General features: G+C 48.2%; 19 protein-coding genes. 5 read left to right on the top strand and 14 right to left on the bottom strand.

What is annotated here, in order from left to right:
• The first annotated feature begins 413 nt into the window (after window positions 1-413).
• Both P364_RS0110840 and P364_RS0110835 read left to right on the top strand, forming a co-directional pair.
• The gene (locus tag P364_RS0110840; protein ID WP_024630149.1) at window positions 414-1,385 is read left to right on the top strand and encodes a helix-turn-helix transcriptional regulator; all 972 of its coding nucleotides are present in this window, start codon (window positions 414-416) and stop codon (window positions 1,383-1,385) included.
• A gap of 20 nt (window positions 1,386-1,405) precedes the next feature.
• Window positions 1,406-2,089, top strand: coding sequence for an AlkZ-related protein (locus tag P364_RS0110835; RefSeq protein ID WP_024630148.1), 684 nt, complete (start codon window positions 1,406-1,408; stop codon window positions 2,087-2,089).
• Between the two features lie 116 nt (window positions 2,090-2,205).
• On the opposite strand, the gene P364_RS0110830 is transcribed toward P364_RS0110835, so the two are convergent.
• Both P364_RS0110830 and P364_RS0110825 read right to left on the bottom strand, forming a co-directional pair.
• Window positions 2,206-3,720, bottom strand: coding sequence for a UxaA family hydrolase (locus P364_RS0110830; RefSeq protein ID WP_029880921.1), 1,515 nt, complete (start codon window positions 3,718-3,720; stop codon window positions 2,206-2,208).
• Window positions 3,720-5,234 (bottom strand): tagaturonate reductase, encoded by a 1,515-nt coding sequence (locus tag P364_RS0110825; RefSeq protein WP_024630146.1) that lies wholly within the window; start codon window positions 5,232-5,234, stop codon window positions 3,720-3,722. Before P364_RS0110825 ends, P364_RS0110830 begins: the two co-directional genes overlap by 1 nt.
• A 201-nt stretch (window positions 5,235-5,435) precedes the next feature.
• Here P364_RS0110825 and P364_RS0110820 point away from each other — a divergent pair, with 201 nt between their 5' ends.
• The 3 genes from P364_RS0110820 (at window position 5,436) to P364_RS0110810 (ending at window position 9,137) form a co-directional block, all read left to right on the top strand.
• Window positions 5,436-6,317 (top strand): AraC family transcriptional regulator, encoded by an 882-nt coding sequence (locus P364_RS0110820; protein WP_024630145.1) that lies wholly within the window; start codon window positions 5,436-5,438, stop codon window positions 6,315-6,317.
• A gap of 136 nt (window positions 6,318-6,453) precedes the next feature.
• The gene (locus tag P364_RS0110815; protein WP_024630144.1) at window positions 6,454-8,442 is read left to right on the top strand and encodes a GTP-binding protein; all 1,989 of its coding nucleotides are present in this window, start codon (window positions 6,454-6,456) and stop codon (window positions 8,440-8,442) included.
• Between the two features lie 17 nt (window positions 8,443-8,459).
• Window positions 8,460-9,137: a tetratricopeptide repeat protein gene (locus P364_RS0110810; RefSeq protein ID WP_024630143.1), complete on the top strand. Its 678-nt coding sequence runs from the start codon at window positions 8,460-8,462 to the stop codon at window positions 9,135-9,137.
• A gap of 223 nt (window positions 9,138-9,360) precedes the next feature.
• Here P364_RS0110810 and P364_RS0110805 read toward each other — a convergent pair whose 3' ends face one another.
• The 12 genes from P364_RS0110805 to P364_RS0110750 form a co-directional block, all read right to left on the bottom strand.
• A complete protein-coding gene (locus P364_RS0110805; protein ID WP_024630142.1) occupies window positions 9,361-10,416 on the bottom strand; it encodes a phosphotransferase enzyme family protein in 1,056 nt (351 codons plus the stop codon).
• Between the two features lie 123 nt (window positions 10,417-10,539).
• A complete protein-coding gene (locus P364_RS0110800; protein WP_236642243.1) occupies window positions 10,540-11,187 on the bottom strand; it encodes a GDSL-type esterase/lipase family protein in 648 nt (215 codons plus the stop codon).
• 173 nt (window positions 11,188-11,360) lie between these two features.
• Complete coding sequence (locus tag P364_RS0110795) at window positions 11,361-14,528, bottom strand: MMPL family transporter (protein WP_024630140.1); 3,168 nt, start codon at window positions 14,526-14,528, stop codon at window positions 11,361-11,363.
• Window positions 14,525-14,983, bottom strand: coding sequence for a MarR family winged helix-turn-helix transcriptional regulator (locus P364_RS0110790; protein ID WP_024630139.1), 459 nt, complete (start codon window positions 14,981-14,983; stop codon window positions 14,525-14,527). Before P364_RS0110790 ends, P364_RS0110795 begins: the two co-directional genes overlap by 4 nt.
• Window positions 14,984-15,195: 212 nt before the next feature.
• A complete protein-coding gene (locus P364_RS0110785) occupies window positions 15,196-15,633 on the bottom strand; it encodes a GNAT family N-acetyltransferase (RefSeq protein WP_024630138.1) in 438 nt (145 codons plus the stop codon).
• 63 nt (window positions 15,634-15,696) lie between these two features.
• A complete protein-coding gene (locus P364_RS0110780) occupies window positions 15,697-16,683 on the bottom strand; it encodes an N-acetylglucosamine kinase (protein ID WP_024630137.1) in 987 nt (328 codons plus the stop codon).
• Window positions 16,684-16,803: 120 nt separating this feature from the next.
• Complete coding sequence (locus P364_RS0110775; protein WP_024630136.1) at window positions 16,804-17,517, bottom strand: class I SAM-dependent methyltransferase; 714 nt, start codon at window positions 17,515-17,517, stop codon at window positions 16,804-16,806.
• A 17-nt stretch (window positions 17,518-17,534) separates the two neighbouring features.
• Window positions 17,535-17,885, bottom strand: a complete 351-nt coding sequence (locus P364_RS0110770) for a hypothetical protein (protein WP_024630135.1) — start codon at window positions 17,883-17,885, stop codon at window positions 17,535-17,537.
• Window positions 17,886-17,932: 47 nt separating this feature from the next.
• Window positions 17,933-18,895, bottom strand: coding sequence for an alpha/beta hydrolase (locus P364_RS0110765; RefSeq protein ID WP_029880917.1), 963 nt, complete (start codon window positions 18,893-18,895; stop codon window positions 17,933-17,935).
• A gap of 54 nt (window positions 18,896-18,949) precedes the next feature.
• Window positions 18,950-19,462: a response regulator gene (locus tag P364_RS0110760; protein ID WP_024630133.1), complete on the bottom strand. Its 513-nt coding sequence runs from the start codon at window positions 19,460-19,462 to the stop codon at window positions 18,950-18,952.
• Between the two features lie 260 nt (window positions 19,463-19,722).
• Entirely contained in the window at window positions 19,723-20,181 is a 459-nt protein-coding gene (locus tag P364_RS0110755; protein WP_024630132.1) for a MarR family winged helix-turn-helix transcriptional regulator, read from the bottom strand.
• Between the two features lie 23 nt (window positions 20,182-20,204).
• Complete coding sequence (locus tag P364_RS0110750) at window positions 20,205-20,777, bottom strand: GNAT family N-acetyltransferase (RefSeq protein ID WP_442952311.1); 573 nt, start codon at window positions 20,775-20,777, stop codon at window positions 20,205-20,207.
• Window positions 20,778-20,798 lie beyond the last annotated feature (21 nt).

Here is a 20,798-nt window from a genome sequence, read left to right as displayed (position 1 = left end):
TGGAAAACCGATGATACAACATGTTACACGCAAATCGCGTTGATTCATATTTGTAGCTTAAATGAGTGTCAATTGTTAAAATTTGAAGTATTATAGGATTGAACCTGTTTCAATCTGCTACTTCCCGTATCCGTTTAGACCGGATACGGGTTTTTGTCATTATTTGTGAGGTTCTCGGTTAGAAGGAAATACCGAGAAGCGAAGCGAATTGGACGAGACACACATTTTAACGACGCCCCGCCGGGAAAAGGAAGCGACCCTCTGAAAGCAGGCGCTGCACTGTATATGGAATAATTAATATCATGCTGCGAAATTATTGGTGACAACCATAATGTCACTTATACACTGCTACAATGAGAGGAACACTCCAGCATCCTTTCCAGCGGCGCAACCCTCGAAACGGAGTGGCTGACATGAATAGAACAAATCGGCTTGCCGCCATCGTTATGGCATTGCAGAACGGTCACGAAACGGCACATTCACTTGCGGAAAAGTTTGAAGTTTCCCGTCGTACCATCCTGCGGGATATCCAATCACTCTCCGAGATGCATGTCCCGATCATTGCTATCTCCGGTCCCGGAGGCGGCTTCAGACTTATGGAGGGGTATGTACTGCCCCCACTGCAATTGGACCCGGTTGAAGCAGCTACTCTCATCTTTGCTCTCGAAGGCCTAAGCCATTACGCAGATACCCCTTTTCAAGAGAAACGCTGGACATTAATGGACAAGATCAAAAGTATTATCCCGGATGATGTCAAGGCAAGAATGGATCCCATGCTCAAACAACTGAAACATGACGTTCCGGAGCGGAACTACATCCTTCATCATCTGGAACCGCTTTTGGCTTGTATCCCGGAACAAGGGTGGCTGCGTATGTTATACCGATCTGCTTCTCGTCAACGCTGGCTAACGGTCTGCCCTATTCGAATCTATGCTTCTGCCGGTTTCTGGTATTGTGAAGCGTATTCGGAGGAGCATGGTGAACAGCGCCTGTTCAGGGCAGACCGCATTCTGGACGTTAAGCCGGTTGAGCTGATCGAATCACAAAAGCTGGCTGAAGAGGCTGAACGGCAGCGCAGCAAAACGAAATCTCCCGAACGTTCTCCAACGCGCGTTACGGCACGTTTGAGTTACAGCGGAATGATTGAGGCAGAACAGGACAAGCATATTGGCGAACAGATGACCGAAATTGCTCCCGATGTCTGGGAACTTTCCTTTTTGTGCCCTCCAGGTGAGTGGGCATGGGCCGTAAGATTCTTTTATCGACTTGGACGTGAGGCAGAAGTACTTGAACCCGAAAACCTTCGCTCCGAGATTCGCCAACATGCCGAGGAAGTAAGCCAGATGTATCTCGCTTCCAACCATAATCGTTTCAGCACAAGCTAAAAAGGAGGTTGCCGAATTCAATGAATGAGAATGAATCCATCGTAACTTACGAAGAAGCTATTCAGCGAATAGAAGCTGTGGGACTGCTCCCGCTCGCACCTTTATTCCCTGAATACCCGTCACTGTCCTCCATTACTCCTAAAGAAAACTGGCACAAGGATAACGATCTTGATCCCTGGTTGTGGCGTTCACGTCTGGCCGAGGAAGGGATCGCTGCCTATGGAAAATTTGTCAAAAAGAAAGCTATCCTGGTCTCACGCGAATATTTCCCTTGGGTGCATCGCCTGCTAGCGGACTCCAGAGTCATGGAAGAACAGTATGATGCGGGTTTGATCTCTCGTGAAGCATTCAAACTGTATGAACAAATTGAGGAGCACGAAGGTATGGATGGTCGTAAATTACGTTCACAGGCAGGTTTTGGAGCCAAAGAGGACAAAAAAGCATTTGACCAGGGACTGCTGGACCTCCAGAGTGCTGGCGCCATTGTCATCTGTGGCACCAAGGAAAAAGAAGGCCTAGCTGAAGGCAAGGTCGCCTGGAACAGCTCTGCTTATGAGACCTCGGGCTATTGGATGAAGCGTCAAGGAATTAAACCGTTTGAGGGAAGCGTTGCAGACGCGAGCAAACTCCTGCTGAATCAATTGGAGAAACATGCTTCTGCGGCTGCACTGACCAAAATCAAAAAAGCCTTTGCCATGAATTGATTGATTGAAATATGTGTATACGACAAATCCCGGAAGCCGAAGAAGAAGCCGCCGGGATTTGCGGTATATGTTGATGATGGATGAGTCTAATTGCATGGCAACGGACCGAATCCGGATTACAGAATGACCCCATCCTTGAAAATCGCAATTTCCCGAAATCCATGCTGCTCGCTGAGCGTATGCGCCCGTCCTGAAGCAATATCGATCAGTTGGCTGAACAGCTGTACTTTCACATCTTCCATCGTCTTTCCTTCCAGCAGTTGACCCGCGTTAAAATCGATCCAGTGTTTTTTTCGATTCGCGAGATCCGATTGGGTGGCAATCTTGACCGTAGGCACCGGGCCTCCAAACGGCGTTCCGCGACCTGTTGTGAAGAGGACAATATGTGCACCCGCAGCAGACAGTGCCGTAACAGACACGAGGTCATTGCCCGGGGCTTCCACAATATTCAGGCCGGTTTGAGTGACACGTTTACCATAACGAAGCACATCAACTACGGCAGAGCGCCCTCCCTTTTGCGTACATCCCAAAGACTTTTCTTCCAGCGTGGTAATGCCCCCTGCTTTGTTCCCTGGTGAAGGATTTTCATATATATTCTGACCGTGGTTCACAAAGTATTGCTTGAAGCCATTCACCAAGTCTACCAAATCATCAAATACCTGCTCACTGGCCGCCCGATTCATCAGAATAGTCTCCGCACCAAACATCTCGGGAACTTCGGTCAATATGGCTGTGCCTCCTGCAGCAACCAGCATATCTGAAACGGAGCCCACTAGTGGATTTGCCGTAATCCCTGATAAACCGTCCGAGCCACCGCACTTCAATCCAATTTTGAGCTTGCTCAGAGGCAGCGGCTGACGCTCTTCATGTTCAACAAGCTCCACTAGCTCTTCCATTAGACGCAGTCCTTCTTCAAGCTCGTCATCCGTTTCCTGCGCTTTGAGAAACCGCACTTTCCCTTGGTATTCCGGTGCAATACATTCGCGGAACTGATCTACCTGATTGTTTTCGCATCCCAACCCAATAACCAGCACACCGCCAGCATTCGGGTGCTCGACCAAGGAAGCCAACACCTGCTGCGTATATTTCAGGTCATCTCCCAGCTGCGAGCAGCCGAACGGATGCGGGAAGTGGTAAACTCCATCCACCCTGCTGCCGAACTGGGACTGCCCCATACGAGCCAGTGCTTCACATACTTTATTAATGCAGCCAACCGTATTGACAATCCAGATTTCATTACGGATACCTGCTTCACCGTTAGGTCGCAAATATCCATCGAAGGACCGTAAATGTTCCGGAGGCATGTCCGTCTGAACAGGTGGTGCTGGCTGATACTGATATTCCAGCAATCCGTGAAGTCCTGTTTTCAGATTGTGGCTATGAATCCAGCTTCCCTGCTCAATCTGTTCTTTGGCTATCCCGATGGAAAATCCATATTTCATCACATACTCGCCCGGTGCGAGGGTATGCACAGCAATTTTATGGCCTTTAGGCACATCATCCCTTAGTGTAAAAGTAGAGCTGTCTGGCAGCGTGATGCTTTCCCCTTTTACATAATCTCGAATGGCTATAATGACATCATCCTGCGGCTGAATTGCAATCCAGTCATTAATTGTATGGGTTGTGTTCATCAACTCTCACCTTCCAACAGACCTATTTCGTGAACGAGTGCTTCGCGAAGTCCCTCTCGATCATCCAGATTTTCTCCCCAAATCGATACATCAGACAATACGGCAGCTACACGGCGGTCTAATTGCTGCTTATCCTTCTTCAGTGGCTCATAACTGTCCCAATGCTCGGCGAGTGCAGCCAATACATCGACATCATCCCGAAGCAGGACGGACTCACCGTTCAGTCGTTGTCCCATATAACCGTCTGGCGTGTTCATCGGGCGATAAAGACACAACAATCCCGCAAAACCTTTCACAAGCCGAAGAGGCCAGTTTCCCTGTTTTTGCTTATAAGCCATCAGTGTAGGCAGCACACGAACCTTGAATTTTCCTACTGTATTTAATGCAATATCCTGCAGCTTGTGATTAATATACGGATTGAGAAATCGTTCAAACACTTCTGATGCGTACTCATCCAAGTTATGATCCGGCATATCCAGTGCAGGCACAATCTCCTGATGTACCGCTTCTCTGACCCATGAGCCAAACTCCGGGTCTTCCATTGTCTCTCTTACATGGTCCTTGCCTTGCAGAATGCCGAGCGATGACATGAGTGTATGAGCACCATTAAGAATACGAACCTTGCGCAGCTGAAAAGGTTTCAGATCCTTCACCCAGTGTACGTTGAGTCCCGCCTGTTTCAAGGGCAGTTTTTTGTCCAGTGCTTCATCTGCCTGAATGGCCCAGAAATGATACGGCTCTGCCGTATTGATCAGTTGATCCTCATACCCCCAACGATTGGTCAGGGAATCGGCTTCTTCCTTGGTCGGTGCACCCGTGACAATCCGGTCAACCAGATTGTTCAAAAACAAGTTATGATTTTCAATCCATGAACGAAAGCCCTCAGAATAACTAAAATCCTCACTATGCCGCAGTACACAACTGCGCAGTACATCCCCATTGCCTTCAAGCAGCTCACACGGCAGGTGAATCAATCCTCTGGATGGGTCCCCATCAAACCGCAGATAACGGTGATGCAGAAAGACCGTCAATTTACCCGGAAACGATTGTACTGGTTCACCCTGCAAGTACTCCGAGTACGTATACTTCAATCCCGACTCGGTTGTATTGGAGATGACAAACTCCAGGGAAGGCAATTCCGCAAGCCTCAGAAAATCCTGCCATTCTTCGTAAGGGTTAATACACTGTGAAAAAATCGAGATCATTTCCGTGCGTTCCACCGCTTTTCCCTGTGAAAGACCTCGGGTAATCATCGTATACAATCCGTCCTGATTACGAATTTGTTCCAGCTTAGCCTTTCCCCCAGGCCGAGGCTGGGTCACAGCAACACTGCCATGGAATTTACCTTGTCTCGCACTCTCATGAAGCATCCAGTCTGCAAACCCACGCAAAAAGTTGCCTTCCCCAATCTGCAGTACCTTTACGGGACGTTCCATCACTTCTTTGCACTTGCGCTGGCTATCACTTCCGAGCAGATTCAGCTTTAGCCCTGGTCTTTTCGTGCTCGCCGACATGAACACTCACCTCATCGTTTTATTGTCATATTTAGATGTCCCGCTGCACGCCATACAGCCTCCTATACTTCCATTGAAAACGCTTTAAATTCATTGTATCATCAATAAAAGGAAATTTAATTGCTTATATTGCGGTAAATGTACTCTTTCATGACCAGGTGTACTATCATTTCTGTGATCAATGTTTCGAAAGGAGATAGAATGGAACGTTCGCCCGTTCGTAAGACCATTCAGGCGGAATCGGGGATACCCTTTCGTCTGGTGTATGCAGATACCAAGTCCCCCCAGAACGAGCTGCCGGATCATCTTCATGACTGGCATGAAATTATTTATGTATATCGGGGTAAGGGCACCATTTTCATTGATACCGGTCTTGAAGATATGCAGGAGGGCGATTTGTTCATCATTCCAGGCAGCACGGTACATCGTGCATTGCCGGATGCCGGGAATCCGGTGACTTCGTCGGCCTTATTCTTCAGTCCAGGATTACTAGCATCCACAGCGGGAGGCAGTGCATCAGCCATGCTCTCTCTATTTGAACGCTGTCGTAAGCGCAGGGTATACAAAAGGCATCTGGATGCCAAGGAACAAACCCAGGTTGCTGCGCTCATTGACGACATTCATGCAGAATTTCAGTTGGACCATCACTTGAGTGCTCACGCAGCACTGCTGCGGTTGCAGCTCTTACTTATTGATTTGGAGCGATTGGAGGCAGCCGGTCCGGCAAGTCCTGTCAAAAGCGTTCCTGGACCAGGCTGGTTAGCCTCTACACTGGCCCATATGGACGAAGAGCTCCGCAGTGGTCTTTCCTTGCCGGAACTGGCACGGCAGGCAGCCGTATCTCCGGCTCACTTCAGTCGTGCATTCAAAAGGTATACTGGCATGACGTTAACGGACTATGCCTTGGCTCGCCGGGTCATTATGGCGAAAGAGCATCTGCTTCGAAGTGATGACACGATGGCCGTTGTTGCCGATGCCTGCGGCTTTGAGAGTCTGCCCCATTTTTATCGACAATTCAAGAAGCAGACGGGCACCACACCAGCTGCCTACCGTAAAACCATGAAGAGTCAGGATCAAATGTGATTGTCATGCCATCCTGAAATGTAGAGAATTGTCTGAGTGTAACATATTCTTCCATACACTCCATGTGGTATGATATAATACTGAATTACAATGTCGGAAACGATGTGTTTCTGCTGCCAGAGGAGCCTTACATCCCATGTTAAACGAATTGAATCGCAGAAATATCGGCATCTTCGCACACGTCGATGCAGGGAAAACAACAACGACGGAACATATGTTATTCCAAAGCGGTGTCGTACGTAGTCCAGGTCGCGTAGATGACGGAACAACAGCAACAGACTCTCTGGATATTGAAAAGGAACGAGGCATTTCCGTTCAGGCGGCTATGACCTCTTTGATCTGGAAAGATACAATTATTGATCTGATTGATACACCAGGACATATTGATTTCAGCTCTGAAGTAGAGCGATCCCTGCGTGTTATGGATGGGGCCATTCTGATTGTGTCCGCCGTAGAAGGGGTTCAATCCCAGAGCGAGACCATCTGGCATGCTCTCCGCTCGCTTGGAATTCCTACCCTAATCTATATTAACAAGATGGATCGGATTGGCGCCTCTGCTGAGACGGTTATCGATCAGATCCGCTCCAGTCTCTCTCCCTTCATATGCGGAATTCAATCCTATCGTATGAATGACGACGTCTTCGACGGTATTGACACCCTCTGGAACGCGATTCAAACAGAGGTGATGGGCTCCCCTTCATCCATACCCGGCCTTTTTGAATTACTTGCCGAACTGGACGAAGATCTGATGGAAGCCTACATTAATGGTGAAACGCTGCCTGCTCACTTGCTGGATGAAGCATTTCGCAAACAGGTACATCAGGGCGTAGTATTCCCGATTTGTTATGGTGCTTCGGGCAAAGGGATCGGTGTAACTGAATTGCTGGATGCCATCATTGAATTTCTTCCTGCCCCTGCACAGCCTCAAGATGCTTCGGTATCCGGGGTAGTATTCAAAATTGAACGGGATAAAACGATGGGCCGTACAGCCTATGTTCGCATGTATGGTGGCAGCGTGCATAATCGGGATACGATCTATAACTCCACTCGGGAGCTGGAAGAGAAAGTGACCCAGATTCGCCGGATGGATGGGCGGAAATGGGCTGACACGGGTGCTGTTCATGCCGGACAAATCGCCGCACTGTACGGACTAAGTGAAACCCATGTTGGTGACATTATTGGCAGCCCTGAAGGTGTGCCGCCTGTACCACAGATGGCTGTTCCCTTGTTGACCGTGCAGGTCCACGGTAAAGACACGGCACGTTATCCTGACCTTGTAGCGGCATTGCAGGAGTTAACAGACGAAGATCCCCTGCTTGATCTGCAATGGTTGCCTGAAGAACGGGAACTGCATCTTAAAGTCATGGGAACCATTCAGCTTGAAATTCTGTCCAGCCTGCTGATGAGTCGTTTCGGACTGGATGTCGTATTCGACCCACCTTCCGTCATCTATAAGGAAACTCCTCGTTCTTCCGGGGAGGGATTCATCGCGTATACGATGCCCAAGCCGTGCTGGGCCATTCTTCGATTCAGCATGGAGCCTTTGCCCCGTGGCAGCGGCCTGGTCTATTCATCCACCGTCCGAACGGATCATCTCCTGCTTCGTTATCAGAATGAAGTGGAGCGACGTATTCCCGAAGCGTTATCTCAGGGCTTACTAGGATGGGAAGTTACCGATCTGCGCATCACGCTAATTGAGGGAGAGCACCATGTCTGGCATACCCATCCACTGGATTTTGTAGTAGCCACGCCGATGGGGATTATGGACGGACTGGCAAGCACTGGTACAACTTTGCTGGAACCTATTCTGAATTTCCGGTTAACAGTCCCGGAGGAGTACGGAGGCAAGGCGCTCAGTGATCTCGTACATATGCGGGCAACCTTTGAAGCACCGATCATCGGAGGCGGGAGGTGCATCGTCGAAGGACGTATGCCTCTGGCAAGCTCCATGGATTATCCGGTGAAGCTGCGTTCAGAGACGAGCGGACGTGGAGTGCTGACCACTTCTTTTGCCGGGTATCAGGATTGTCCTTCGGATGTGACACACACGCGTAAACGCAGAGGCGTTAACCCGCTGGACCAATCCAAATATATTTTAAGTGTTCGAAATGCGATTACATCATAATTGGAGTTGACTTTGTTGTGCTGATTAAATTTCTAATCTTTGGCCTGCTGTGGCGGATTGTAGGCAATCCATTCTTGGCAGTTCTTATTTTCCTCATCATTCTGTATTTCCTGGATCGTCGCTATGTTGGGGTGATGCCAAGCTTCATGAAGCCACTTAAGCGTATGCGTAACATCTCACGGCTCCGGCAGCAGCTTGCCATGAGTCCAAATGAAGTCTCTTCCAAGCTGGATCTGGCCCGTCTGTTGATTGAACGCAAACGGTATAGTGAAGCTCATGCCTTACTGCTGGAACTGGAACGTCCTTACGAGCAATCAGCCGAATACTGGGAGGCGCTGGGTACAACTGAACTTCATCTGGGCCAAACGGAACAAGGTGAGCGTCATATTTTGCAGGCACTGGATATTAATCCAAGAGTAAAATATGGACGTCCTTATCTGACACTTGCAAGTGCGTTTAAGGATACTCACCGGGACAAAGCTTTGGCATACGTTCAGCAGTTCCAGGAGATTCATTCCTCATCCAGTGAAGCGTATTATCTGCTTGGCTCGGTGTACCGTTCCCTTGGGCGTACTGATGATGCAAAGCAAGCCTACGAGCAATCCCTGAACGTATATCGCTCCCTGCCAAAATATAAGAAACGCCAGGAGCGTCGCTGGGCTGTTCGCAGCTGGTTCCGCAAGCGCGGACTGTAGGCTGCTGAATTGCTTTGATTTAGCAGCTAGATATTATGTGAATGAGTGTATACACCCCCTCATGATATACGATCTCATCAAATAAAAGTGCACTGGTTCCTGCCTCGTGGCAAGTCCAGTGCACTTTTTTGCAATTGAAATTCTTCCAATGGTTATCCATTCCAACTTATGAGGAGGATTGTGATGGTTTCGAAGATAACCATCACAACGTATACGTATCAAGCTACATCAGCAGCTCACGCAGCCGTTCCTCATTACCTTTCATCCAGTCTACCCGTTCTCTCAGCGTTCTGATTTGCTGCACAGCCACTTCAGGCTCATCTGTACCTTCGAACAACCGACTGATAAAGTGCATGACCACATCCAGACTTCGAAGCAAAACAAGCTCTGGGATTACACTCAGCTCCTTTGGTTCCAGGCTGACCTGTTGTCTGAATCCCTGGATTAATCCCTCCAAAGCCGCCCAAATCCATGCTTCATCCTTGTCCATCGTCAGAAGGTCAGACATGGGAACAGCAAGCTCCATCACCCGCAGATCCCATGTGGCAAATTCAAAATCCAATATGGCACATATGCCTTCCTGAGAGTCTGCCAATACATTGGATGCATTCAAATCCCCATGTACCAGTTGATGCGGCAAAACCTCCATACCTCGCAGCGTATCGAACAAGTCTGGCAACACCATCTTCAGCTTTTGCAGGTCATCCGCACATGCCACGAGCATATCCGGGGGTGAAGTGCATAGTTGTAACAGTTTCTCCGGTGAACAGAGCGGGTAAGCCTCCTGAATTTGATAATAGGGCGGGTAAACGGGAGCCAGAGATATGGGAAGGCTCGCCATAACAGAAGATAACATCCCCGCCGCCCTGCCCAGTCCGATCAGTTGATCGGGTGTTATCCAGACCGGATTGTGGCCTTCACGATAATGGAACAAGGTTACGATTTTGGTATGGCCTGTTAGACGATCCTGTACAGTAAGAAATGTCGCATCTTTATCATCAGGAAGGCTAACGGGTTCAGGCACATGAAGCTCCAAATCTGAACGCAATAATGCAGACAACACTTCGTGTTCAAAAGCAATTTTCTCTTGATCGTTATGCGTTTCATACTGCCTAAGCACGTAACATTCCTGGTTTATCTCTACCATGAAGGTAGAGTTGTTCATGCCTCCCCTTCCGCGCTGAGCGTTCCAGTTGGACGTGAAGCCATATGAGGATAAAACGGTAGATATGAGCTGCTGTTCTGAATCGTTTAGGGAATCTGAATCGATGATGTGCACCAAAAATAACTCCTTTATCTCACGTAATACAACCTCTATATGTCCTCATCTTAACGGAAGTATTTCTTTCGGTCTAGTCAGCTCTCCGAGGTAATCGTCATTCTAAACTTTAACCCCTGCTGATCAGGCAAAAGGATAGTATCCTGTACGATTTAGCTGTTCTGCAATTACGCGATAGCCTTTTGCATTTGGATGAACCCTGTCCCAAAATAACAGTTCACGTTCACGCCCTTCAAACCGGTCATAGATCTGGGCACAGGCATAGTTTCCCGATCCCACACCATTCAGAAAGGAATTATATTGCCGCACCCAATATGATGCTTCGGCTGCTTGCGGATACGGGTTGTACAACCCAATCGTACGAACCATATATACACTGTTGCCTTTTAACTGCCGGATGTGCCTCATAATCTGGGACACGTTACTACGCGTTTCGCCAAGCACCTGTGTCATTTTACTTGCGTTCGGGATCCCGCCACTCGCTTTGAACGTACGAATCAGATCGTTTCCACCAATCGATAACGTAATAATATCTGCTTCACGCAGTGATTGCCGTACTCTTGGATTGTTGGATATCATCTGCAGCATTTCCCCTGACGTAAGTCCATTCACGCCCAAGTTATCCATCGATACAAACGTACGTACATTCGTTTCTGCCATTCTCCGATATAAAGGAACAAAGCCGGTGCCCAGCAGCGCTCCTGTACCTACCGTTAATGAATCTCCTATAGCCACATATCGATATACCATCCCGCCGCCCCTCTCTGCCATGTTATAACTACTCCATATACAATTCCTATATATCGTATGAGAGGAACGCAGACAAGGCGCGGGATGGTGTCCGTAGGCATACACATTTATTTGTCGTTTCACGGTTTTCTTGCATAAAACAATACAGAAAGCCCCGCCGGCAATGCCAGCGGAGCTGTTCATTAATCATTTTATTACATGCCTATATTACGATCCGATTCAACGGAATCTGCCTGTTCCTTGTTCGGGAATGGCCACCAGTTGGCACGGCCAAACATTTTCACCATTACAGGAACGAAGAATGGCAGGAATAGAAGAGAGTACAAGATTAGTCCGCTGAGTACAACCGTCGCAATCTGCATCATCGAAAGAACTCCCGATGGATACATCGCGGCAAAGGTACCGCTCAGAATGACGGCTGCAGATAGGATGACCGTACCCATGTTTTTCATGGCATACAGCATGGCATCCTGTACTTTCATGCCTTTGTTCTCATTGAAACGATCCATCAGGAAGATGCTGTAATCCACCCCGAGTGCAATCAGCATGACAAAGCCGAAGAACGGTGTAACCCAGCTGATGCCCGAGAATCCAAGTATATTCACAAAGATGGCTTCCGTCAGGGCCATGGATGTGAAATACGCCAGCAACAACGAGATGATGAGATATAGCGGCATAATAACCGAACGGAGCAGCAGGACCAAAATGATAAACGTTCCTGCAAGCATCAGCATAACCGTGCGTGTGTAGTCGTTGTTGGAGACTTCCTGCAGATCTGCGAACGTACTGGTTACTCCGCCAATGGCAATATCCGCTTTTTCTAGTGCACTTCCCTGTACAGCACGATGTACAGCAGCTTCGATATCCGGAACACGATCAATCGCTTCTGTTCCATATGGATTCTCTGCAAAAATAACGTCAATCGTCATCGTTTTCCGATCTTTGGACAGATACGTATCGAATACCTGCGTGAAATCTTTACTGTTCAGTGCTTCTTCAGGAACATACCAGCCTGCCAGATCGGAATCAGGAGAGTTTTGCAATTGTGTCAGGTAGTCCTGTGCTGAATCGAGTCCACCTGAAACCTGTTCAATTCCATCTACACTCTGATTAAGACCATCCGTCAATTGCGTCAGTTGACCACTCAGATCCGAGAAGCCTTGCTGAATTTTCTCCTGACCACCCTGAAGCTGACCAAGTCCGTTCTGGATGGAAGGAATTTCACTTATGACTTTACCTTGACCGTCAGCGGCCTGTTTGAGACCGGATTGCAACTGACTGATTCCCGTCACAATCTGACCCAGACCATCGGCAAGTGCCTTCTGTCCGGAAGCTGCGGAGGCAAAGCCTTCGTTAGCCTGATTGATTCCAGCTGCGGCTTCGCCCAGCTTGGATTGAATTTGACCCAATCCTTGAGCGAGCTGTGCCGTTCCGGTACCCGTCTCACCAAGGGTTCCTTTGATACGCTGATAATCGGCGTCTTGCAGCAAATCAGGATAGCGCTCCTCAAGTGCTGTGAACGATTCGTTCAAGCTGGTCAACGCTGTGGATACACCTGTGAGCTGTTGTTGCAGTTCACCTACGCCATCACCCAGGGCAGCGACACCTGCTCCTGCCTGACGATAGGCTTGAAGCAATTGATTGTTCGCTTGTGCAAGTTGATCAGCACTCGTTTTGGCTTTCTGAAGTCCGGCTTTCAGTTCGCCGGCACCTGAAGAGCCGTCACGGATTCCTTTTTCAATCTGCTGAAGTCCTTCAGCTAACTGTGTAATACCCGATTGCAGCTGGGAAGTACCCTTCGACAGTTCTCCTGCTCCGTCAGCAGCTTCTTTGAGTTGTGGTTCATTTTTGCTTAACTGACTGCTGGCCTCGCTCAGACCATCACGGATTTTATCCAGACCCGTCTTTCCTTCACCCAGTCCATCCGATAATGTCCCCACTTGCTGTGTTACTTCAAAATCCTTGATCTCATCACCGGTTGGACGTGTCATGCTGCGGACACCAGAGATACCTGGCACCTTCTCCACTTCCCGGCTGATCTTCTCGGCGAGCGCCATATATTTGGCGTTGTCCATTGCTTCATCATTCTGGATAACGACCTGACCCGGCAAGGATTCACCCGGACCGAAGCTGTCCGAAATGATATTGAATGCTTTGACCGAATCATATTTGTCACCAATTTCATCGAGACTGTTAAACGACAGTTTGCCGTCGTAAGTCGCCAGTAATGGCACACATACCGCTGCAACGATGAGCAGGGCTGCCCATGGACGTTTCAGGGAGAAACGACCGGCTGCACCATAAATCCGGCTCTCGGCATGCTCCAGTGAACCCTTGGAAGGCCAGAACAATCTTTTGCCCAGCACCGCCATAAAAAATGGAACAATCGTGACTAATGCCAGCATCATCACGGCAATACCGACAGCGACCGCTACCGCGGAACGATACAGCATAAACTGTGCAAAACCAATGGCAATGAATCCAACCAGCACGGCGAGTGCGGAGAAGAATACCGTTTTGCCTGCTGTGCGATAAGTAGCGATGATGGCATCCCACGTATTTTCATGATGAGCCAATTCTTCCTTGAACCGGCTAATCAACAGGATGCAATAGTCCGTACCAATCCCGAACATGACCGCCACCATAAAGATCTGCGTAAACGTCGAAATCGGGAAGTCTAGTCCGTCCACAAGGAACGCGACAATCTGCTGTGAAACAATGTAGCTGATCCCCACCGTAAGCAGCGGAACAAATGGAGCTACGAATGAGCGGAATACGAGGAACAGAATGAGCAAAATAAATACAACCGTAATGTATTCCGATTTCTTGAGCCCCTCTTGGGAACTCTCCACCGTATCCTCATCAATTAAGCCTTTACCGGTTATGTAATGCTCCACATTGACCGATGACAATGCTTCATTGAGGTCTTCGCGCATTTCCTTGACTGTACGATCTCCCTGATCAATGGAAAGCGATGTTAAGATCGTCTTGCCATCGGCAGAAATCATTTTGTCAGATAATTCAGGCTGAGAGAATGGCTCCAGTATGGACAGAATGCCCAGTTTCTCTTTTTCGGCCTCCAGTTTCTTAACAGCCTGTTCTGCCTCTTCTTTACCATCGGCACCCAAACCATTCGGATTATAAAACACAAGAGCCAGCTGGCTGCCCTGCTGCTCTCCCTTTTGTGCCGCGGCTTCGTCCAGAATCGCTGCTGCTTGGGTGGACGAGTGCCCTTCAGGAACCGAGAACTGTCCCTTTTCCCGAATCAATTCACTCATGTTAGGGGCGGTGAACATCAATACGGCAGCTACAACGACCCATAGACCCATCAACCACCATCGCGCTTTCAAAATCGTTCTCATTCGTTCTCCTGTCCTCCTTCATGCGATAGCAAAGCGGCAAGCTTCTCAAAAGATTCAATGAAATTTTGGACCTCTTCCGGTTTAAAGTGAACCAGATACGGCTCCAAAAGCTGCTGTATTTCCTGTTCCGTTTCCTTGTATACTTCCCGTCCGTTATCCGTCAGGGTTAAATACACAACTCTGCGGTCGCGCTCATCCCCCGCCCGATGGACCAGATCCCGATCCACCAGCTTGTTGACCAGTGCGGTGATACTGCTTTTTCCCACACACAGAAGCTCTGCCAGATCGGAGGGCGTACAAAGCGGTTTCTCTTTAATCATACGAAGTGCGCAGAACTGATCTGTGGTAATGGTTTGACCCAGGCGTTCACGTATCTGGGTATCAAACTGTTTGGTTACCAGGAAAGAAGCATCCAAATAGCGGTTAACCAAACTTTTGGCATCCGGTGTGTTCATCCTTGATTCTCCTTCCTCCCAAATATAGTTCATCCATCGAACTATTCATCAATGAAACTATTCTATAATGAAACTATATTGCAAAGCAATACGTTTTTCCTATTTTTTTAAGTAAACGACAAAAAAAACAGGACGTCCGACTCAGCTGCTTCGCCAAATCCAACATCCTGTTATGATATGCTCTCTTTATGTTACACAGTAGTAGACCGATACTAGTCTTCGTCTTGCTCCTCGTCCTTCTCTAATACACAACGGAAACGCTCCACACCCGGATATAATTCACCCAGGCTATACACCACGAATCCCGTATTTCGATAAAACTCTACAGCTTCCACGTCGGTCTCCGCGATCAATCTGTCAGGATTATATTGGGCCAGCACCTGTGAAATCATGCCGCGACCATAATTTTTAAAACGGTTCTCTGGCAGGACTGCGATATGATGAATGGTGACCTCACTAGCTCCTGTTTTCTCATATCCAATCAGGCCTATCAGCTGGCCTTCGTCTTCATAACCCTCCAAATGCAGCTCGTCCTTGTTAACATATTGTTGTAACGCACGATTCAGATGATCCGGATCGGGAAAGACCGAGTAAGACAGCAGTTCCTGCACTTCCGGCTCCTGTATGCGTGATTTCAAATGAATTAACACCCTGATTCCTCCTATAGCTTGCTTGATTCCGTTATCGTATTGTAGTCGTTAGCCTTTAAAAGTTCAAGTCGTGTAGCGTTCCAGCTCCGATTGAATGACATTCGTCATGCCTTCCGGCACCTGGATTCCTGCCAAATGATATGCATCCAGCAGCGCACCTCCAACTGCCAACACATTGCTGGTAATGTAATGAATCTGTTGTCCTCCCGGTTTATAGGCTGCATTCAGCCCCTTTCGGACGGCCTCCACCATGTACGGTGTGCTCAGACAACTTCCTGTAATCGTCATGGATACCTGCTGATCTTTAAAACACGATGCAAGTAAGAGAATACCTACAACAGCCGTATCTGCTGCTGAGTCACATACTCTGACCGCAAGGGGGATATTTTGGGCGGCGGCTTTAGTCACCAAGGGAGCCATTTGACCAAATTTCCGATTCATGGCCTGTTTATTTTCAGCAAAACCTGAAACGCCCAGCGCAGCAAGCTCCGGTATTGAAGTTACATTCCAATAGGTTAATATCTGCTCAATTAAGGGCTGATCCTGGCGCCCATAACGACCAGCAAGGATCGAATGCACCGCGTCATAAGCCAAAAAGCGTGCTGCTGTTGGCGCATAGTGGCCAAACTGATCATTGCGAAGCCAGGTCCCCTGTTCCGTTTTACCCAGGATCAGAGAGCCCGTGCCTCCAATAGCTACAATGCCCAGCTCACCACCAAAGGCTGCCGTATGTGCAATTTGCGTGTCATTTACCGCGCTGATTATGCCCAGGATACCGGTTTGGGCGAGCAATGCTTCAGCCCAGACCGTATCTTCAGGCCGATCCAGCCCTGCCATCCCCGCCTGAATGGAAGCAATCTGTCCTACTTCTAACCCGGCTCCGGCAATGGCTTCAGCGATGCCGTCCAATACATGCTGCTCTGCATTGGCATCATGATAACGGTTGCAACCACCCTTTTGCACGTATGACAGTACCCTTCCGTGCTCATCGGCCAATGCTACACGTATATGGCTTCCCCCGCCATCCATCCCAATCACATATGTACTCATTCTTATCCCCCATGTTCTGGTGTGATGATTTTCCATGTCCCATGATGCTTCTCGCGATGTTCCTATTGCTATCGAGTAATACGTCTGCCGGGGCCAAACTACTCGATCCCGGCAGAGCTGTTATTGCTTCTGTGCAGCGAAACGAAGCAGTTCACAACGGAACTGTGTCGGTTCATCATATTTTTCCTCTTCGATCGTCTGTGTTACATGTTCCTGGAGCAGAATATTCCAGTCAGCATAAGCATTCTCCAGTAATGCGACAGCCTCTGCTGTAGGTAGATTCAATTCAATCAACGGTTCAATTGTTCGGTCGGTGTTGATTTCCATTTCCTCCACACTTGTACTCATCGTAATACAATGGATGCCGCCTCTGCGTGTTCCCACTTGTAGTCGTTCTATAGCTTCTATCAAGGCTTGTTTATTGGAAACATGTTCCAGGCAAGAGCAAGCAGCAATATAATCAAAATAATCCGGCTCGATAGGGTAATGCTCAACATCCGCTTTCTCTACTTGTACAATATGATCAACCTGATATTCTTTCGCATATTTGCGAAGTCCATCTACAGCCTCATCCAGCAAATCCACACCGATAACTTCACTGTTCGTTTGCCCGAGACGCTGTGCAATCGGTATCGTATGTCTGCCTACACCGCATCCCAAATCCAGAACACGCAGCTCCGTCTTATGAGCAAGCAGACGCTCCAGCATGTCCATAACCATTGGCATAGGCCTTGACATCCAGGTACCGGACGCAAATAATTCATTATTCTGATAGAAGTTGGAATGGTAACCTGCCTCTGCTTTTCTTGCAGCCTCAAACTGTTTATTTTCCATAAGAGCACCTCCATGGCTTAGAAGTTAATCGTCAAAGTCCCCGAACCTGCGAATAGAATAATGGTTAGAATGACCATAACTATAAATGCCCCGGTGACGAGCAGTTTACCGGTGTCCCGCTTATACATACTGTCATTAAATAACATCACGCCGCCAATGACCATGGCTACCGGAGGAAGAAATAATGTCATCAGAACAAGCAGCACCATTGAATATTGATCCAACACGGATTCTTCATATTCCGTCATGTATGGTTGGTCAGGCAAAGCTGTTTTGGTCACAACGAGATTGCCGCAGGATTTGCATTTGAACTCATCCTCTGCCATTTCTTCATGACAATACGAACAAACTCTAGGTGTACGTGGCATCTCACACCTCCCCTTTAAGTACATCTTCTACTTAATACCCTGGATGCTTAAATGGAATCAGATGAATGTGACAGGCTCTTCGTCAAAAAGGATTCAAGTACCTCCTCATATCGGGTACGATCCACTTGGAACGCTGTCCCATGACCCGCACGGGGAACAGTCAGCAGTTCCTTTTCTGTCGGACAAGCTTCATACAATCTATAAACCATTTCCGTCGGCACGAACGTATCCGCCTCACCATGAATGAAAAGAACCGGGACTTGAACTTTGGCGAGTTGATTTAATGCGGACGCCTCCCCAAAGAAATAGCCCGCTTTCCACCTGGAGATGAGACTGGTCACAGGAATAAACGGAAATGCGGGCAGCTTGTAGAGCTGCTTGAGCTGGAAGGTCAGCTCCTCCTTCACTGAGGTATACGCACAATCCGACACGATGGCCTTCACCTGCTTGGGAAGGGCTTCACCGCCTGTCATCAGTACGGTAGCGCCTCCCATCGAAATTCCGTGCAAGATGATCTCCGTTTCTATGCCGACCTTGTCGAGAACCCAATGGACCCACTGAACATAATCCTGGCGGTCCAGCCAGCCAAATCCGATGATGTTACCTTCGCTTTGGCCATGACCCCGATCATCCGGCATCAGCACGTTATAGCCATGTTTTTCCGCATAAAAGCGAGCAAAGCCCGCCATTTCCCTGCCTTTTCCCGAATAACCATGCGCCAGAATAACCGTTCGATGTTGCGAGCCGCTTCGAGAAGGAAGCCACGTCCCATGCAGCTTTAATCCATCATGGGATTCCATATCTATATCTTCGGTTGGTTGCGAATTAAGCCACGCCACGTCAGACGCACTGCTGATAATTTCATTATCCGGCTCGGGCATCAGATTCGGATTATCAACCAGAAATGATTTTGGAGCACGACGAATGGCAGTTTTGAAGAAGTAAAGCCCACCAAACCATAATAGAGCAAGAAGGATTAGCACCAGAACAGCAAGGCCGTATAATAACATGAACATTCCCTCTCTTTCAGACGATCTTCCACGTGAAACATATATGTATACTATCTATCGTTTGGCAACCTTTCCAGACACGGATGATTGTTGCCACTTCTGGATCAAGTTGCTAAGAACTTCAAGTGTGAAGGGTTTGCCGATAAAATCATTCATCCCGGCTTCAAAACATTTCTCTTTCTCTCCATCCATAACATTTCCGGTCATCGCAATAATTGGTATGGAGTGCCGCGGCACATTCTCTTCTATGGCCCTGATTTTGCGTGTCGCCTCCAGTCCGTCCATTACAGGCATCATGTTATCCATCAGGATCAAACTATAATCTTTGCTGAGAAATGCCATGATAGCCTCTTCCCCATTGGAGACGGTATCCACCCTGGTTATGCCCAGCTTTTTGAGCTGCATCAGCACAACCTGCCGATTAATGACGTTATCGTCAGCGAGCAAGAGCGATATCGGTAAGAATGTATGCACCTGCTCCTGATTTTCCTTACTGCTATTCATCTGATTGGATAACGGTTCAATCGTTCTGTGCAATAATTTCATCTCGCCATGTTCATTAGACATCACATGATCACTCTCCTAATCGCGAATTATGCCATACTGCGTATAGGAAGGCTTCACTCATCCTACCTTTTTCACCAGCTTCAACCGCCTGGACCGTTCCCGCCCAAAAACAACCCATCTATCATTATACATGATTGATGAATGGGCAGGCGTTCAGCCCATCATTAATCTGAACTAATTTTCTATAATTTGAAATTGTCCTGTAAGTGATCTAACGTGTTATCTCTGTTCTTCAGATATAAAAAAACTGACCTGCGTGATTAACGCAAGTCAGTTTTCCCCTCTGCAGCGAGTCCAAGCTTTTTTAACAAACGAATTGCATCCGCCTTTTCCGAGGGTTCCAGACCATCCACTGCATCAATGATCACCTGGTGGTGCTGAGGAAAGATTTGTGTAAACAGATGTCTTCCTTCCTCCGTCAATTCAGCATATATAACACGCCGATCTTCCTTGGATGCTCGACGAATCAGCAGATTTTTGTTCTGAAGCTTGTCCACAACATACGTGATATTACCGCTGGACATTAACACTTTCTCACCGATCTTTTGCAACGCCTGCGGCCCTTTATGGTATAACAAATCAAGCACGCCAAATTCTGTCGTATTCAGTCCATGACTCTGGATATCCCGATTGGACCTGGATGTAACGGAATTGTATGCGCGAGCGAGAACCACAAATAATTGTAAAGACAGTTCCCGATTGTCCTCGTTGTTCGGCATTTCTATAATCCTCCATCAGTTGTTTACATTTCGACCTGCGTCTGGGACCGTATCTGCTCCCATTCTTCGCGCAGCATTCCCATACGAATTGAATCATAATGCTGGCCATCCACGATGCGGCATTTACGCATACGTCCTTCCACCTGAAGCCCCGCCTTCGAAGCCGAACGCATCATTCGTTCATTGCCTGACCATGTTGTTAATCCAACCCGGACCAGTGGCAATTGCTCGAATAAGTGGCTGGACCACATCTGAAGTACTCGCGTGCCGATCCCGCGTCCCCATTGGGCTGAACGATATAGCACGATTCCCATTTCCAGCCACATGGATGGACGATGCTCCCAATAATAGCTGATTGTGCCGACAATTCGGCCATTCAACTCAACAATTCGAATGGAGTCCGGGTCAGAATTGTGCTTAGTCGCTTCAAGTCGTCTCAGCATGCTCCGTTCGAAGTCTTCGTAGCTCTCGTGTTCAAGGGCAAAATATGGCGCATCCCATTGTTTCCATTCCGGTACGTCTTCACTGTAGATTAATTCATAGAGTTCAGTCAGATCCTCTTTTTCCACACATCGAAGAGAAATTTCTCCATCCACTAACGGGTTCTCCCTCATCTA

Origin of the sequence: Paenibacillus sp. MAEPY2 (assembly GCF_000499205.1) — a bacterium.
GTDB classification, from domain to species: domain Bacteria; phylum Bacillota; class Bacilli; order Paenibacillales; family Paenibacillaceae; genus Paenibacillus; species Paenibacillus vandeheii.
This window is presented reverse-complemented; position numbering and strand designations above follow the sequence as displayed.